Genomic DNA, 15,517 nt, shown 5'->3' with positions numbered 1-15,517 from the left:
AAGTTGAATCGCCGCCTTGGCGAGCCAGTGAGTTCATGCAGCAGATCATTCGGCAGTTGGCCGCAGAAATCAAAATTTCAGAATCCCAGGTGCGTGCAGCCGTCGAGCTGCTGGATGGAGGGGCCACTGTCCCTTTCATCGCCCGCTACCGCAAGGAAGTGACGGGAGGCCTGGACGACATCCAGTTGCGGGAGCTCGAAGCCCGCCTCTCGTACCTGCGCGAACTGGACGACCGCCGTGCCGCCGTGCTCAAGGCGATCGACGAGCAGGGCAAGCTGACCGACGCACTGCGTGCAGCGATCGCTGCCGCGCCCACCAAGCAGGAACTGGAAGACATCTATCTGCCGTTCAAGCAGAAGCGTCGCACCAAGGGGCAGATTGCCAAGGAGTTCGGCATCGAGCCGCTGGCCGACAAGCTATTCGCCGATCCCGCGCTGGATCCGCACGAGGAGGCCCAGGCGTTCCTGCGCGAGCCCGAGGTGCTGCCCGATGGCAAACCCGGTGCCGATTTCTCGACCACGTTCGCCGTGCTGGACGGCGTGCGCGACATCCTCTCGGAGCGCTGGGCCGAGGACGCGGTCCTGGTCCAGGCCATGCGCGAGTGGCTGTGGTCCGAGGGGCTGCTGCGCAGCAAGAAGGTCGAATCCAAGAACGAGAACGATCCTGAGGTCGCGAAGTTCCGCGACTACTTTGAATATGACGAGCCCATCGGCCGCGTGCCTTCGCACCGGGCGCTGGCCGTGTTCCGCGGCCGTGCACTCGAGATCCTCGAAGCCAAGCTGGTGCTGCCGGTCGAGCCGGAACCGGGCAAGCCGAGCATCGCGGAGGGCCGCATCGCCAACCACCTGCAGTGGAGCCACTCGGCGCGCAAGTCGGATGACCTGATCCGCAAGTGCGTCGCCTGGACCTGGCGTGTGAAGCTGAGCCTCTCCACCGAGCGCGACCTGTTCTCGCGCCTGCGCGAGGACGCCGAGAAGGTGGCGATCAAGGTGTTCGCCGACAACCTGCGCGACCTGCTGCTGGCGGCGCCGGCCGGCTCGCGCACGGTGATGGGCCTCGACCCGGGCATTCGCACCGGCGTGAAGGTGGCGGTGGTGGATTCCACGGGCAAGCTGGTCGATACGGCCACGGTGTACCCGCACGAGCCACGCAAGGATTGGGACGGCTCACTGCACACGCTGGCCAAGCTGGTGGAAAAGCACGGTGTGAACCTGATCGCCATCGGCAATGGCACGGCCAGTCGGGAAACCGACAAGCTGGCTGCCGACCTGATCAAGATGGCGGCGAAGGCCGACAGGCATATCGAGAAGGTGGTGGTGAGCGAGGCGGGCGCCTCGGTGTACTCCGCCAGCGAATACGCATCGCAGGAAATGCCCGACGTGGATGTGAGCCTGCGCGGTGCCGCCTCGATCGCGCGGCGCCTGCAGGATCCGCTCGCGGAGCTTGTGAAGATCGAGCCCAAGAGCATCGGCGTGGGCCAGTACCAGCACGACGTGAACCAGAGCGAGCTCGCACGCACGCTCGATGCCGTGGTCGAGGACTGCGTGAACTCGGTGGGCGTCGACCTGAACACCGCCAGCATCCCGCTGCTCTCGCGCGTGTCGGGCCTGTCGTCCAGCGTGGCCAAGTCGGTCGTGCGCTGGCGCGAAGCCAACGGCGCATTCAAGAGCCGCAAGCAGCTCATGGAGGTGAGCGGCCTGGGTGCCAAGACGTTCGAGCAGTCTGCAGGCTTCCTGCGCATCCGCGACGGCGAGAATCCGCTCGACATGACCGGTGTTCACCCCGAAACATACTCCGTGGTGGAGCAGATCATCGAGAAGACCGGCAAGCCCGTGGGCGAGATCATGGGCCGCGCCGAGATGCTCAAGACGCTCAAGCCCGAACTGTTCGCCAACGAGAAGTTCGGCGTGATCACGGTGAAGGACATCCTCGGCGAGCTCGAGAAGCCCGGCCGCGACCCGCGCCCCGACTTCAAGGTGGCGCGCTTCAACGAGGGTGTCGAGGACATCAAGGATCTCAAGGAGGGCATGATCCTCGAGGGCACCGTGAGCAACGTGGCGCAGTTCGGCGCATTCGTCGACCTGGGCGTGCACCAGGACGGCCTGGTGCATGTGAGCCAGCTGAGCCACAAATTCGTGAACGATGCACGCGAAGTCGTCAAGACGGGCGACATCGTCAAGGTGAAGGTGCTCGAGGTCGACGTCTCGCGCAGCCGCATCAGCCTGACCATGAAGCTCGACGCCGCGCCCGCGCGCCGTGACGGTCCGCGCGACAACCGCTTTGAAGGTGCCGGCCGTGGCTACGCTCAACCCCAGCGCCGCAACGATCCTGCACCGCAGTCGGCGATGGCCTCGGCCTTTGCAAAACTGCAGCAGATCAAACGCTGAGATCGCAAGCACGCTCTGGGGCGGAATGGAACAAAGCCTTCCATTGCGCTCGGGGCGGCTTTTTGTTCCCAAGGTCTTTTTTAGGACAGAGGCCGGGAGTGCCCCCGGCGGGGCAGTCACTTTTTGCGCGCGCAAAAAGTCACCAAAAAGGCGTTTCAATACCCACGGCAGAACTCTCTTCGTTCCTTCGTCACTCCGTTCAGACAGCCGCCGTGAGTCAGATTAGGGGGAGGGGCATTCGGCACGTCGCTGCGCTCGTGCTTTGGCATCTCGCGACTTCGCGAGATGCTCAGTGAACAATTCACCCCAGCGGTTCAAAGTGGGTGCAGTCAGCTCGCCCGAAGTCGGGCGAGCCCGGCACGAGCGAAGCAATGTGCCGTACACACTTCTTCCCAACTGACTCGCGGTGGCTGTCTGAGCGGAGCGCGCAGCGCGAAGTGAGTTTTACCGCGTGCCCCCGCATTCAAAGCGCATTTTTGGTGACTTTTTGGGCAAGACCAAAAAGTTACTGCCCCGCCGGGGGCAGTCCCGGCCTCCACCCTCAAACATAGAAAGCAGAAGCCGAACCAGCCCCACCTCATAGCAGACCGCACGCAGTCAGAACCTCTTTACCCGCCTTCAACTTCGCTTGGGGCTTATTTCACGGTCATTGCCCCTGCACGGGGAGGCAGGTGCAAGGGCGTTGCATCTTGTGAACACCTGTGAGAAATTCCCGTTGAGGTGAGCACCGCTGTGGATAATCGACCCCATCCATATGAATGGGAGGAGGTTGGGTGTCGGTTCCCGAGATGCAGGATCAATCGCTGGTAGTGCCAAGTCTTCCGCGCACGGTGGCGCTCCTGATGAGCGAGCTGGTCGCGCCGCAGCCGCAGATGGCACGGTTGAGCCAGTTGTTCGGCAGCGACCCGGGGCTGACCTCGATACTTCTGCAGAAGGCGAACGATGCGCGCCACGGTGCCCACCGCATGGTGTTCGGTGTGCCCGAGGCACTGGCACTGCTGCCTCTTCCGGTATTGCGCGAAGTGGTGACCGCGGCGCCCGTGGGCACGGCATCGCGTGCGGTTCCGGGAATGAACCTGCAGCAGTTCTGGCGCTACAGCCTCAATACCGCGCGCCTTGCACGCTCGCTTGCGGGCATTGTCTATCTCAACCCCATGGTCGCCTATACGGCGGGCCTGCTGCATGCGGTGGGCGAACTGGTGATCCACCGCAGCGAGGCCGACCGGATCCACAGCCTCAATGCGCTCAGCGGCACGTTCGCGCTGACGCGCGCTGAATTCGAAACCCGGCTGTTCGGCTTCAGCTATGCGCAGGTGGGTGCCGGCCTCGTCAAGCGCTGGCAGCTTCCGCAGATTCTGGTGGAGGCGCTGTGCTACCAGGCCAATCCGCTCGACAACGACTCGTACGAGCCGCTCGCCGCCGTGCTGCACTTGGCGGTCTGGCGTTCGCGCGCGCGTGAAGCCCAGCTCAACGAGCGCGAATTGGCGGTGACCTATCCGGGGGAGGTCGGCATGACGCTGGGCCTCGACATCGATACCGTGCTGCAGCAGGACCCGATCAACTGGAAGCCCAGCCAGGACGACGAATGACGCAGCAACGTGCCTTGATTGCGCATCCGTGCGACCTACGGGCTGGCGGAGGAATTCTCCGAGTGGCTGGACCAGCCCGACCTCTCCAGGGTGCAGCCGCTGTGAGCGGCGGCCCTCAATCCTCCATGCGCCAGGAGGGAATGCGCCACTGCCGCCACATCGCCAGCGCACGCAACCCTGCCGTGACCACCACGCACGCGAGCAGCGGGGCGGTCTCGTGCACCGCGTCGAATTGCCGCAGCAGCAGATCGGCACCGCCTCCCGCGAAGGCGCAGACGGCATAGGGCTGGTGATCCCTGAAGGCCTGCGGGATCTCGCCGCAGAGCACGTCGCGCAGCACGCCGCCGAACACGCCGGTCACCACGCCCATCATCACGCTGATCAGCGGAGACATGCCCAGCTCAGCGGCAAGGTCCACGCCGACCGCGGTGAAGAGTCCCAGTCCCAGCATGTCGGGCCAGAGCATGGCGCGCTCGGTGATCTGAAAGTGCTTGCGCCGCAAGAAACTGATGGCCAGCAGGCTCATGAACAGGACGGCCCAGACCAGGTAGTCATGGCTGGCCCAGAAGAACGGGCGGTTGTCCAGCAGCAGGTCGCGCAGCGTGCCGCCCCCGAAGGCTGCGATGAAGGCCAGCACGCAGACCCCCACGACGTCCAGCTTCTTATGCGCCGCCTTGAGCACGCCCGAAAGCGCGAACGCGATGGTCGCCGAAATTTCGATGATCTGGCGCGCGGTATCGAGAAGCTGGGGCGTGTCGATGGGCATGGCCGTGCATTGTGACTGCAAACGGCCTCTGCGGCGCTACCGCCGTATCAGCTGCCGCGCGTGACCGGTGTCTCCGCGTGGCGGCCGTAGCTGCCGTGCTTGCCCAGCTCCCATTTCGCGATGGCATTGCGGTGCACTTCGTCCGGGCCATCGGCAAAGCGCAGTGTGCGCACCAGCGTGTAGGCATAGGCAAGCGGGAAATCATCGCTCATGCCGCCGCCGCCGTGGGCCTGGATGGCCCAGTCGATGACTTCGCAGGCCATCTTCGGCGCGACCACCTTGATCATTGCGATCTCGGTGCGGGCGACCTTGTTGCCCGCGGTGTCCATGAGCCATGCCGCCTTGAGCGTGAGCAGCCGCGCCATGTCGATCTTGCAGCGTGCCTCGGCGATGCGCTCCTGCGTGACGGTCTGCGCAGCGATCGGCTTGCCGAAGGCCACGCGCTCGCTCGTGCGCTTGCACATCAGTTCGAGCGCGCGTTCTGCCAGCCCGATGGTACGCATGCAGTGGTGGATGCGTCCCGGGCCGAGGCGGCCCTGGGCGATCTCGAAGCCACGGCCTTCGCCGAGCAGGATGTTGCTGGCCGGCACGCGCACGTTCTCGAAGAACATCTCGACGTGGCCGTGCGGGGCATCGTCGTATCCGAACACCGTGAGGGGGCGCACGATCCGGATGCCCGGGGTGTCGGCCGGCACCACGATCATGCTCTGCTGGGAGTGCCTGGGTGCTTCGGGATCGGTCTTGCCCATGACGATGAAGACCTTGCAGCGTGGGTCGGCCGCACCCGAGATCCACCACTTGTGGCCGTTGATGACATAGTCGTCGCCATCGCGCGTGATGCGCGTGCAGATGTTGGTGGCGTCGGACGATGCCACCTCGGGTTCCGTCATCGCGAAGGCGGAGCGGATCTCGCCTTCGAGCAGGGGCTTGAGCCAGCGGGCCTTCAATTCCTCGCTGCCGTAGCGCGCGATGGTCTCCATGTTGCCGGTGTCAGGCGCGGAGCAGTTGAACACCTCGCTCGCCCAGGGCACGCGGCCCATGATCTCGGAGAGCGGGGCGTATTCCTGGTTGGTCAGTCCCGCGCCCTGGTAGCCCGCAATCTCGGCGGTGTCCTGCGGAAGGAACAGGTTCCACAGGCCGGCCTCCCGCGCCTGCTGCTTGAGACGTTCGATCACCGGCAGCGGAGTCCAGCGCCTGCCGGCGGCGGTATGGGCCGCGAGCTCGCGCGCGTATTCGGCTTCGGCGGGGTAGATGTGCTCGTCCATGAACTGCAGCACGCGTGCCTGCAGCGCCTTGGTCTTGGGCGAATAGTCGAAGTCCATGAAATCCTCCTCTGCTGCGGCGCCATGCCGCGGGTTGTCGTCGATCCGGTCAGCGTGGCCTGTGGTCGAACTGCTCGGCCACCGACCACGCAAGCTGTGCGATCGGCAGGGCCTGTGCCCCCATCGCACGTGCCTGCGCACTCGCGGCCGTTCCGGCCTCCACGCGCTTGGCGATGCCCTGCAGGATGGCGGCGATGCGGAACATGTTGTAGGCCAGGTACCAGGGCCAGTCGGCGCGCAATGCCTCGCGCGTGGTGATGCCATGCTCCTCGCAGAAGCGGGCGATGCCGGTGCGTTCGCAGTAGCGCGTGATGTAGCTGTCCTCGTCGGGGATGCCGAGTGCCGCCAGGTCCAGTCCGCCGATGCCCCGGGAGAGTTCGTGCGGAATGTGCCAGGACATGCAGTGGTAGCTGAAGTCCGCCAGCGGATGGCCCAGCGTGGACAGTTCCCAGTCGAGCACCGCGACGACGCGCGGCTCCGTGGGATGGAACATCAGGTTGTCCAGGCGGTAGTCGCCATGCACGATGGACACCAGCCGCTCGTCGCGCGCGCTGGCCGGCATGTGCGCAGGCAACCACTGCATGAGGCGCTCCATCTCGGGAATCGGCTGCGTGACGGAGGCCAGGTATTGCTTGCTCCAGCGCGCGATCTGGCGCTCGAAGTAGTTGCCGGGCCTGCCGAATTCCGAGAGGCCCCGTGCGGCGAAGTCCACGCTGTGCAGCGCGGCGATGACACGGTTCATCTCGTCGTAGATGGCGGCGCGCTGCGCGGCGGACATGCCGGGCAGCGACTGGTCCCACAGGACGCGGCCCTCCTTGTATTCCATGATGTAGAAGGCCCGCCCGATGACCGATTCGTCCTCGCACACGGCGAGCATCTGCGGCACGGGGACATCGGTGCCGGCAAGCGCACCCATGACGGCGTGTTCGCGTTCGATGGCATGCGCCGAGGGCAGCAGCTTGGCCGCCGGACCGGGCTTGGACCGCATCACATAGCTGCATGCGGGAGTGAGCAGCCGGTAGGTGGGGTTGGATTGTCCGCCCTTGAACATCTCGACCGTCAGCGGCCCGGCGAAGCCATCGACATGACGATCCATCCAGTCGGCGAGTGCCTGGATGTCGAAAGCATGGCGGTCGGTGACCGGCCGGGTGCCGACGAACGCATCAAACTGGCTCATGTGGCTTGGCTCCTTGGAGGTGTTGCGCGCGGGCACGGCAAAGCCTCTCCTTGCCCGGGCACGGGAGAGGTGCGGGAGAGGAGAGGCCTGAAGAAGATGTGTGTGAAAGCGGGGGCTGGCCGTCGCGCGGAGCCGTCCGTGAAGCTCAGTTGTTCGCTTCGGCGATGTGCATCAGCCTGGAGCGGTCGCGCAGGACCAGTCCGCCTGCTTCGATGCGGATCGCATCTTCGCGTTCCATGGCCTTGAGTTCCTGGTTCACGCGCTGGCGCGAGGCACCGAGCAGCTGCGCCAGTTCCTCCTGCGCGAGTTGCAGGCCGATGCGGATCTCGTCCCCGTCCGCAAGGCTGGGCACGCCATAGCTGCGGGCCAGGTGCAGCAGTTGCTTGGCCAGGCGCGAGCGCAGCGGCAGCGTGTTGAGGTCTTCCACCAGCCCGAAGAGCTGGCGGATGCGCCGCGACTGCAGCTGGAGCAGGGCGTCGTAGAGCTCGGCGTGCTGCGAGAGAATCTTCTTGAAGTCGGCGCGTGCCACACACAGGATGGTCGAGTCGCCATGCGCATAGGCATCGTGCGTGCGGCGATCCCCATCGAACATGGCCACGTCGCCGAACCAGATGCCGGGCTCCACGTAGGTCAGCGTGATCTGCTTGCCGGAGATCGATGTCGAGCTCACGCGCACCGCGCCTCGCGCGCAGGCAATCCATTCGTCCGGCGGGTCGCCCCGGGCGCAGATCAGTCCTCCATCGCGAAATCGTTTGACGTAAGCACATCGAAGAATGTCGTGCCGCAACGAGGGCGACAACGATGAAAACCAGCGACCACCATTGATCGCTTCACGTTCTTCTATGCTAAGAATCGGCTCGTCCATATGCTGTCTTTTGGGTGACTGACAGAGCGGCGGCTGTCGCGCGGGCGACCGGTGCCCGCAGGATGCTGTCGCCTTTGCTTCCTGTCCTACCTATTGTCTCCGATACCTCGTCTCCCATGCCCTTTCACTGGTATCGCGGTGTGCGTTTCTCGAAGAAGGCGGTGATGCCTTCGCCGGAGTTGGCGTGCGAGAGATTGCGAACGAACTGGTCGCGTTCCAGGTCGAGGTGCCGGTGCAGCCCGTGGCCGGACGCCTCGCCGACCAGCTCCTTGATGCTCGCGAGCGCATTGGGCGCGCGCTGGTTGAGCGTGGCCGCGAAGGTCAGGGCATCATCGAGGGCCTGGCCGGGTTGCGACAGGCGGTTGATCACGCCGAGCGTGTGCAGGCGCTGCACGTCCACCTTGTCCGCCCCCATCAGGATCTCCATCGCGAGCTGGCGTGGCAGCGTGTTGGCCAGGCTCCAGGTGCCCCCGCCGTCCGGCGATAGGCCCACGCGCGCGTACGCCATGACGAACACGGCATCGCGCGACGCGACGATGAAGTCGCACGCCAGCGCCAGCGAGAAGCCCGCCCCCGCGGCGGGCCCTTCCACGGCGGCGATCACCGGCTTGGGGAAGTTGCGGATCGTGTCGATCCAGCCGTGCAGCGCATTCACGCCGCGTGCCTGCTCCTCCGCGCTTTCCTGCCTGCGGGCCTGCAGGCGATGCAGGTTGCCGCCGGAGCTGAACATGCCGTTCGCTCCGGTGATGATGACGCTGCGGATGTCGCGATTGCGTTCCGCTCCGTTGAGCGCTTCCACGCCCGCGGCGTAGATGTCCGGATCCAGCGCATTGCGCGATTGCGGATTGCTGATGGTGAGGACCAGCGTGTGATCGTGGCTTGCACTTTTCAGTTGGGCGGGCATGGCGGCGTGTTTGTCTCGTTGGTCGGGCGGCGGCTATGCCGCGCGCATCATTCTTCTTCGTGCATCAGGCTCAGGCCGATGGCGCCGCGTCGGCGCAGCCACGGGCTGGGACGATAGCGGGTGTCGCCGTACACGGTCTGCATGTTGAACAGCACCTCCAGGATGTTGGTCGGCCCCCAGCGGTTGCCCATGGCGAGCGGGCCGAGCGGGTAGCCCAGGCCCAGCGTGACGGCGGTTTCGAGATCCTTGGGTGAGCAGATGTCCTGCTGGCAGATATCGCTGGCGATGTTGACGATGGTGGCCACCACGCGTTGCGTCACGAAGCCGCCGCTGTCACGGATCACCGATACGGCCTTGCCATCGCGGGCGAACAGGGCATGGGCAGCATCGCGGTAATCGGCACGCGTCGCGGGATTGGTGGCCAGCACGCGCCGCCGCGTGGCGGCATCCTCCACCAGCATGTCGATGCCGATGGTGCGTGCGGGGTCGAGGCGCTCGACCACCGCGACGGTGGTGATGTCGAAGCCCAGTGGCGCCACCAGGGTCAGCGCCTCGGCGGACGGCGACTGGCCGGTCTCGATCTTCGCGCCCAGGTCCTGGAGTAACTGGAAGATTTCCTGGCGACGGACGGCACGGGTCGATACCCAGACCGGGGGAATGGAGGCCACCTGCGGCACGGGCGCTTCCCCGGCCACCTGCTGCACGCCGTTGTCGTAGCGATAGAAGCCTTCGCCGGTCTTGCGGCCCAGCACTCCGCCGGCCAGGCGCTGGGCGGCGATCACGTTGGGGCGGAAGCGCGGCTCTTCGTAATACTGGTGGTAGATCGACTCCATGACGGGCTGCGAGACGTCAAGGCCGGTCAGGTCCATCAGCTCGAAGGGGCCGAGCTTGAAGCCGACCTGATCGCGCAGGATGCGGTCGATGGTGGCGATGTCGGCCACGCCTTCGGAGAGGATGCGCAGCGCCTCGGTTCCGTAGCCGCGCCCCGCGTGGTTCACGATGAAGCCGGGCGTGTCCTTGGCGCTGACCGGCGTGTGGCCCATCTCGCGGCTGTAGGCGGTGAGCCTCTCGCAGGTGGCCGCATCGGTCTTCAGGCCGGCGATCACCTCCACGACCTTCATGAGGGGTACCGGGTTGAAGAAGTGGTAGCCGGCAAGGCGGTGTGCGCTCTTGAGTCCGGCACCGATGGCCGTGACGGAGAGCGAAGAAGTGTTGGTGGCCAGCACGGCGGTGCTGGCGACGATGTTCTCGAGCTGTGCGAACAATTCGCGCTTGACGTCGAGGCGCTCGACGATGGCTTCGACCACCAGGTCACAGTCCGACAGCTCATTCAGCGACGCGATGGGCGTGAGCAGGGCAGACCAGCGCTCCACGTCGGCGGGAGCGACCTTGCCCTTCTCGGACAGCTTCTGCCATTGCTGCTCGATCTGCCTTTTGGCGGACACGGCGGCCTCCGGAAGGGTGTCGAAAAGGCACACCTTGCTGCCCGCCTGCGCGGCGATCTGTGCGATACCCCGGCCCATGGCACCCGTGCCAACCAGACCGACCCGAGAAAAAGTGATGGTGCTGCTGCTCATGCCGCGATTATGGCGGCTGGCGGAGCCCATGCGCCAAACCCTGGACGCCGGGCCGCCGTCATCAGCTCATGGCGCGCATCATCTGTCCGGCAGCCGCTTCGGGATCGTCGGCATTGACCACGGCACGTACCACGGCGATCGAGCCGACACCGGTGGCCAGGATCTGCGGGAACTGTTCGATTCCGATGCCGCCGATGGCCACCTGCGGGTAGTTGCGCATCAGCCGCGCATAGCGCTCGAGCCGGGCCACGCCTTGTGGCACGGTGGCCATCTTCTTGAGCGTGGTGGGAAACACTGCTCCCATGGCAATGTAGCTTGGGGCGACCGCGTCGGCGCGCACCATTTCGGCATAGCCGTGGGTGCTGACGCCCAGGCGGACCCCGGAGTCGCGCAGCGTGTCGATCTCTTCCTGCCTGAGCGCGTCGAGGTCTTCCTGTCCGAGGTGCACGCCATAGGACCCCGCTGCGATCGCGATGCGCCAGTGGTCGTTGATGTACAGATGGGCGCCGGTGCCACGCACCGCATCGACAGCGGCCTTCACCTCGGCCTCGATGGCCGCGGCATCCTGTGACTTGAAGCGCAATTGCACCGTGGGCACGCCGGCGCGCGCCATGCGACCCACCCATGCGGCATCGGGCAGGACGGCATAGAGGCCCAGCGCCTTCGGGCAGGCCGCGAAGGGCCGTGCGTGCGGCATGGGCTGCAGGCCGAAGTCTTCGGGCTCCTCGGGCCAGCAGGCGGCGTCGAAACGGCCGGTGCGCCGTGTCTGTGCCAGCCAGGCGGTGGCGACGCAATCGGCATCGTGGGCGATGAAACCCAGTTGCGAGCACGCAGCCAGTGCCGCGAGATACACGGGATCGTTACTTGGCGCCGATGTGGAGGTGGATGCGGCGGCGGGCACTGGCTGGGCAGGGAAGTCGGCGAATGCGCCGGCATGGTGCTCCAGAATCGCCTGCTGCATGGCCGCAGGGGTGGATGGGGTGTTGTCAGCCATTGTTGTGGTGCCAGAAAGGAGTGCCCAGCACGGGGGTGCTGGGCTGGGCGGATTCCTGGGGCGTCATGGCACCGGCAGTGCGCGCGGCCCGGCCGGCCGAGACCGCGTCGGCGAACGCACCGGCCATGGCGACCGGATCGGTGGCCAATGCCACCGCGGTGTTCAGCAGGACGCCGTCGTAGCCCCATTCCATCACCTGGCAGGCATGCGACGGCAGGCCGAGGCCGGCATCGACCAGCATCGGCACGTCGAGGCGCTCGCGCAGCATCTGCAGCGCATACGGATTGATAGGGCCGCGGCCCGTGCCGATGGGAGCGGCCCACGGCATGATGGCCTGGCAGCCCACGTCGACCAGGCGCTGGCACACGACCAGGTCCTCGGTGCAGTAGGGCAGAACCCAGAAGCCGTCACGCACCAGCTGTTCCGCGGCCTGGACCAGGTTCAGCGTATCGGGCTGCAGCGTGTAGTCGTCGCCGATGAGCTCGAGCTTGATCCAGTTCGTGCCAAACACTTCGCGCGCCATGTGCGCGGTGGTGATGGCTTCCTGCATGCTGTGGCAGCCGGCGGTGTTGGGCAGCACCGGCACGTTCAGGCCGCGCAGCAGCTCCCAGAAGCTGCTGCCGGTTTCGGCCGCGTTGCTGCCCTGGCGGCGCAGCGAGGCGGTCACCATGCCGGGCCGCGCACGGGCGACGGCGGCCTGCAGCACGGCGGGCGATGGATAGCGCGCCGTGCCCAGCAGCAGGCGGCTTTGCAGGGTTTGTCCATACAGCACGAACGGGTCGTTGCCGTCGGTGGAATCGAGAGAGTGGGATGGGTTCGACATGGTGGGTTCAGCGTTGTTGCTCGGCCGGTTCGGTGCGAGGGTGCAGGGAGCGCATGGACGACTAGCCGCCCGTGACGGGCGAGATGATCTCGACCGCGTCGCCGGCCGCAAGCGCGTGCTGGGCGTAGCGGGTGTTGGGCACGAATTGCAGGTTCACGGCAACGGCGAACGGCGGCCTGGCCTGCATCTGCGCCACGAGGTCGGCGACGGTGGCGTTATCCGGCAGGGCAATGTCTTTCTGGTTTACGGTCACGTTCATGGCAAGGAGGCAGCGCGTCAGGCGAGCTGCACGGAAAGATCAAAACAGGGAGCGAGCGCGGATTGTCCGGTTTCGAGCACTTCCATCACCACGTCCAGCATGGCGGGGGCGATCATGAAACCGTGGCGGTACAGACCGTTCACCTCGAGCACGTTCCTGCGCACGCTGCGCACGGCGGGCAGGTTGTCGGGCAGGGTGGGGCGGCACTGCGTGGCGATCTCGACGATGCGCGCTTCGGCAAAGCCAGAATGTACGGCATAAGCGGCCGAGAGCAGCTCCAGCGTGGAGCGCACGCTGGCGGGGGACATGTCGTCCGACTCGATCTCGGTGGCACCGATCACGAAGGTGTGGTCCTCCTTGGGCGCGATGTAGATCGGGTAGCGCGGATGCACCAGGCGCGTGGGGCGCTCGAGCGTGACTTCGGGCGCATGCAGGCGGACCACCTCGCCGCGCACGCCGCGCAACGTATTCCATTGGGGCTTGGCGCCCAGGCCGCGGCAGTCAAGCACGAGGTCGGGCTGGCCCGTGCCACCGGGGGCGAAGTCCTCAGTGGCGCGGGGAGTGTTCCAGTGCACCTTCACGCCAAGCTCCTGCATCGCGGCTTCGAGAGCCGCCAGCAGCTGGCGGTTGTCGAGCTGGCCTTCGCCCGGCAGGTACATGCCCTGCGCAAAGCGCGAGGCCACCGAGGGCTCGAGTGCGTCCACCTGCGCCCCGCCCAGCATCTGCAGCGGCGCGAGGTCGGGAATGAGCTTCTGGGTCTGCGTGAGCTTGTGCTGGAAGCGGCTGGCCTCGCCCGCGTCGAGGCGGTGCCAGAGGATCAGCGTGCCGTTCTGCTGGAAGAAGACGGGGCGCGGCAACCGCGCGATCAGCTGCTGCCAGCGCGGCAGCGCATAGTGGCCCATGCGCACCACGCCGGGTTCGGTGACGGCGGATTCGGCCAGGGGTGCCAGCATGGCTGCGGCCACGCGCGCGGCGGCACCTTGGGCGTCGGGACCCTGCGCCTCGAACACCTCGACGGCATGACCCTTGCGGGCCAGCTCGACGGCCAGCAGGCGGCCCATCAGGCCCGCGCCCAGGATGGTGATCGTGGATTGATTGTGCGATGGCAGCATGTGTCCTATTCCAGCTCGAGAGGCAACAAAAGGACAAAACACGCCGGTGCCGCAATGCAGAAACTCCCCACGCCAGCATGATCTGGATCGGGTAGCGGGGCCGTTGGGCCCCAGGGTGTGATCTCAGCCGCACGCCCGTCTGTTCGAAGGCGGTGCGGCACCCCTGTTTCGTCCGAGGGGAGATTACAACACAATGACGGGCGCGCTGACAGGGAACCGATCCATGTCCTTCGCGTTATATCGGTTGCCCTTATCGATTTTCTGCGTTGAAGGTCGCACCGGGGCGAGCACCCGGAATCAACGATAATTTTTGCCATGAGCAACGAACAACAGACACCGCAGGGGATGCGCCGCTACGCGCGGGTGCTTTCCATCGCCGGCTCCGACAGCGGCGGCGGCGCTGGCATCCAGGCCGACCTCAAGACCTTCAGTGCGCTGGGCTGCTATGGCATGACGGCCATCACCGCGATCACGGCGCAGAACACGCAGGGCGTGCGCGGCATCCACGGCATTCCGCCCGAAATGCTGAAGGCGCAGATCGACGCAGTGGTCGAGGACATCGGCGTGGACGCGGTCAAGATTGGCATGCTCGCATCCCCCGAGGTGGTGCAGGTGGTGGCCGACGCGATCCGCCGGTTTGCATTGCCCCATGTGGTGCTTGACCCCGTGATGGTCGCCACGAGCGGCGACCGCTTGATCGCGCAGGAGACCGAGGCCGCGCTGGTCAAGGAGCTCTTTCCCCTGGCCGAGGTGATCACACCCAATCTCGACGAGGCAGGCTGGCTGCTGGGCCGCAGGATATCGGGCGAGGGCGATCTCGACGAAGCAGCCGACGCGCTGCTGGCGCTGGGTGCGCGCGCCGCGTTGCTCAAGGGCGGCCACCTGCCTGGGGACTGGGTGGTGGATGTGCTGGCGCTGGCCACGGGCGAGCACAAGCGGCTCGAGTCCAGGCGCATCGCCACGCACAACGGACATGGCACGGGTTGTACGCTGTCCTCGGCCATTGCTTCGCAGCTTGCGCTGGGCGAGCCGCTGCCCCGGGCCGTGGAGAAGGCGCGTGCCTACATCCTGGGAGCCATCGAGGCGGGTGCCGACGTGCACACGGGCCGCGGCCACGGCCCGCTCAACCACGGCTTTGCGCCGGTGGCGCAGGTCGTGCTGGGCTGAACCAGGTCACCAGCCCCAGGTCAGGTTCTTCGCCACCCAGCCCTTGCGGCCGCCCTCGGTCTGCACCTGCGCCCAGGTGCCCGAGTTCCCGACCGTGCGCACGATTTCATTCTGCTGGAGCTTGCCCACCACCTTGGATCGGGTGTTCGGCGCCGCGCGCAGGTTGGCCGTGCGCGCGGTCACGATGCGGTGCGGGGTCTTGTGCGTGAGCGGGGCATACACCCAGCCCAGCGTGGCCTCGTAATCGCGCACCTTGAGCCACTGCCCCTTCTTCTGCTGCACCTGCAGCGGATAACCCGAGCCCAGCTCCCACAGCGTTGCGGAGCGCGTATTGGCCTGCTCGCGCACGTTGACCGTCTGGCCCTTGATGCTGACGAACTCGCGTGCCTGCGCGGCAGCGGCACCGGCCAGCAGGCTCACGCCGAGAAGGCAGGCGGCGGCTGCGCGGTTGGAAAGAAAGCGGGCGGTGATGCGGGATGTGGCGGTTCCAGGCACTGCGGGAAATCTCCTTGTGTTGGTCTGACATTGAAAGCCCCCCGAGAGGGAGGGCCAGTCAGAGGGATGGCATGCGCCGT

The 15,517-nt window shown here is 66.2% G+C and carries 14 protein-coding genes; 3 read left to right on the top strand and 11 right to left on the bottom strand.

Annotation, left to right across the window (positions count from 1 at the left end; genetic code table 11):
* Positions 1 to 35: 35 nt before the first annotated feature.
* Positions 36 to 2,387, top strand: coding sequence for a Tex family protein (locus tag H9K76_RS12645; RefSeq protein WP_187595784.1), 2,352 nt, complete (start codon positions 36 to 38; stop codon positions 2,385 to 2,387).
* Positions 2,388 to 3,160: 773 nt separating this feature from the next.
* A complete protein-coding gene (locus H9K76_RS12640; protein ID WP_425489578.1) occupies positions 3,161 to 3,976 on the top strand; it encodes an HDOD domain-containing protein in 816 nt (271 codons plus the stop codon).
* 115 nt (positions 3,977 to 4,091) lie between these two features.
* On the opposite strand, the gene H9K76_RS12635 is transcribed toward H9K76_RS12640, so the two are convergent.
* The 10 genes from H9K76_RS12635 to thiO all read right to left on the bottom strand — a co-directional run bounded on the left by H9K76_RS12635 (position 4,092) and on the right by thiO (position 13,775).
* The gene (locus H9K76_RS12635) at positions 4,092 to 4,742 is read right to left on the bottom strand and encodes a trimeric intracellular cation channel family protein (RefSeq protein ID WP_187600620.1); all 651 of its coding nucleotides are present in this window, start codon (positions 4,740 to 4,742) and stop codon (positions 4,092 to 4,094) included.
* Positions 4,743 to 4,789: 47 nt separating this feature from the next.
* A complete protein-coding gene (locus H9K76_RS12630; protein ID WP_187595783.1) occupies positions 4,790 to 6,064 on the bottom strand; it encodes an acyl-CoA dehydrogenase family protein in 1,275 nt (424 codons plus the stop codon).
* Positions 6,065 to 6,113: 49 nt separating this feature from the next.
* Positions 6,114 to 7,241, bottom strand: coding sequence for a phosphotransferase (locus H9K76_RS12625; RefSeq protein ID WP_187595782.1), 1,128 nt, complete (start codon positions 7,239 to 7,241; stop codon positions 6,114 to 6,116).
* A gap of 145 nt (positions 7,242 to 7,386) precedes the next feature.
* The gene (locus H9K76_RS12620) at positions 7,387 to 8,106 is read right to left on the bottom strand and encodes a Crp/Fnr family transcriptional regulator (RefSeq protein WP_187595781.1); all 720 of its coding nucleotides are present in this window, start codon (positions 8,104 to 8,106) and stop codon (positions 7,387 to 7,389) included.
* A 124-nt stretch (positions 8,107 to 8,230) separates the two neighbouring features.
* Positions 8,231 to 9,010 carry an oxepin-CoA hydrolase, alternative type gene (locus H9K76_RS12615; RefSeq protein ID WP_187595780.1) on the bottom strand — a complete coding sequence of 260 codons (780 nt, stop codon included), beginning with the start codon at positions 9,008 to 9,010 and terminating at the stop codon, positions 8,231 to 8,233.
* 47 nt (positions 9,011 to 9,057) lie between these two features.
* Positions 9,058 to 10,587: a 3-hydroxyacyl-CoA dehydrogenase gene (locus H9K76_RS12610; protein WP_187595779.1), complete on the bottom strand. Its 1,530-nt coding sequence runs from the start codon at positions 10,585 to 10,587 to the stop codon at positions 9,058 to 9,060.
* Between the two features lie 61 nt (positions 10,588 to 10,648).
* Positions 10,649 to 11,581, bottom strand: coding sequence for a thiamine phosphate synthase (locus tag H9K76_RS12605; protein ID WP_187595778.1), 933 nt, complete (start codon positions 11,579 to 11,581; stop codon positions 10,649 to 10,651).
* Positions 11,574 to 12,404, bottom strand: coding sequence for a thiazole synthase (locus H9K76_RS12600; RefSeq protein WP_187595777.1), 831 nt, complete (start codon positions 12,402 to 12,404; stop codon positions 11,574 to 11,576). Before H9K76_RS12600 ends, H9K76_RS12605 begins: the two co-directional genes overlap by 8 nt.
* A 61-nt stretch (positions 12,405 to 12,465) precedes the next feature.
* Positions 12,466 to 12,663, bottom strand: coding sequence for a sulfur carrier protein ThiS (thiS, locus tag H9K76_RS12595; protein ID WP_187595776.1), 198 nt, complete (start codon positions 12,661 to 12,663; stop codon positions 12,466 to 12,468).
* Positions 12,664 to 12,680: 17 nt separating this feature from the next.
* Positions 12,681 to 13,775 carry a glycine oxidase ThiO gene (thiO, locus tag H9K76_RS12590; protein WP_187595775.1) on the bottom strand — a complete coding sequence of 365 codons (1,095 nt, stop codon included), beginning with the start codon at positions 13,773 to 13,775 and terminating at the stop codon, positions 12,681 to 12,683.
* Between the two features lie 315 nt (positions 13,776 to 14,090).
* Between thiO and thiD the strand changes: the two genes are divergently transcribed.
* Complete coding sequence (gene thiD, locus H9K76_RS12585; protein ID WP_187595774.1) at positions 14,091 to 14,942, top strand: bifunctional hydroxymethylpyrimidine kinase/phosphomethylpyrimidine kinase; 852 nt, start codon at positions 14,091 to 14,093, stop codon at positions 14,940 to 14,942.
* 6 nt (positions 14,943 to 14,948) lie between these two features.
* Here the strand turns inward: thiD and H9K76_RS12580 are convergent, their stop codons facing one another.
* On the bottom strand, positions 14,949 to 15,413 hold the full coding sequence (locus tag H9K76_RS12580) for an SH3 domain-containing protein (RefSeq protein ID WP_187600619.1): 465 nt from the start codon (positions 15,411 to 15,413) through the stop codon (positions 14,949 to 14,951).
* Between the last annotated feature and the right edge of the window lie 104 nt (positions 15,414 to 15,517).

This window comes from Diaphorobacter ruginosibacter (assembly GCF_014395975.1).
GTDB lineage: Bacteria > Pseudomonadota > Gammaproteobacteria > Burkholderiales > Burkholderiaceae_C > Diaphorobacter_A > Diaphorobacter_A ruginosibacter.
Note: the sequence above shows the minus strand (reverse complement) of the source record. Positions and strands in the feature narration are given on the sequence as shown.

What these genes read in the sequence shown, in the direction of transcription:
- H9K76_RS12600 (WP_187595777.1), bottom strand. Translation starts at nt 12,404, where the DNA reads ATGTCGAACCCATCCCACTCTCTCGATTCCACCGACGGCAACGACCCG.
- H9K76_RS12615 (WP_187595780.1), bottom strand. Translation starts at nt 9,010, where the DNA reads ATGCCCGCCCAACTGAAAAGTGCAAGCCACGATCACACGCTGGTCCTC.
- thiD (WP_187595774.1), top strand. Translation starts at nt 14,091, where the DNA reads ATGAGCAACGAACAACAGACACCGCAGGGGATGCGCCGCTACGCGCGG.
- H9K76_RS12610 (WP_187595779.1), bottom strand. Translation starts at nt 10,587, where the DNA reads ATGAGCAGCAGCACCATCACTTTTTCTCGGGTCGGTCTGGTTGGCACG.
- H9K76_RS12605 (WP_187595778.1), bottom strand. Translation starts at nt 11,581, where the DNA reads ATGGCTGACAACACCCCATCCACCCCTGCGGCCATGCAGCAGGCGATT.
- H9K76_RS12625 (WP_187595782.1), bottom strand. Translation starts at nt 7,241, where the DNA reads ATGAGCCAGTTTGATGCGTTCGTCGGCACCCGGCCGGTCACCGACCGC.
- thiS (WP_187595776.1), bottom strand. Translation starts at nt 12,663, where the DNA reads ATGAACGTGACCGTAAACCAGAAAGACATTGCCCTGCCGGATAACGCC.
- H9K76_RS12645 (WP_187595784.1), top strand. Translation starts at nt 36, where the DNA reads ATGCAGCAGATCATTCGGCAGTTGGCCGCAGAAATCAAAATTTCAGAA.
- thiO (WP_187595775.1), bottom strand. Translation starts at nt 13,775, where the DNA reads ATGCTGCCATCGCACAATCAATCCACGATCACCATCCTGGGCGCGGGC.
- H9K76_RS12635 (WP_187600620.1), bottom strand. Translation starts at nt 4,742, where the DNA reads ATGCCCATCGACACGCCCCAGCTTCTCGATACCGCGCGCCAGATCATC.
- H9K76_RS12630 (WP_187595783.1), bottom strand. Translation starts at nt 6,064, where the DNA reads ATGGACTTCGACTATTCGCCCAAGACCAAGGCGCTGCAGGCACGCGTG.
- H9K76_RS12620 (WP_187595781.1), bottom strand. Translation starts at nt 8,106, where the DNA reads ATGGACGAGCCGATTCTTAGCATAGAAGAACGTGAAGCGATCAATGGT.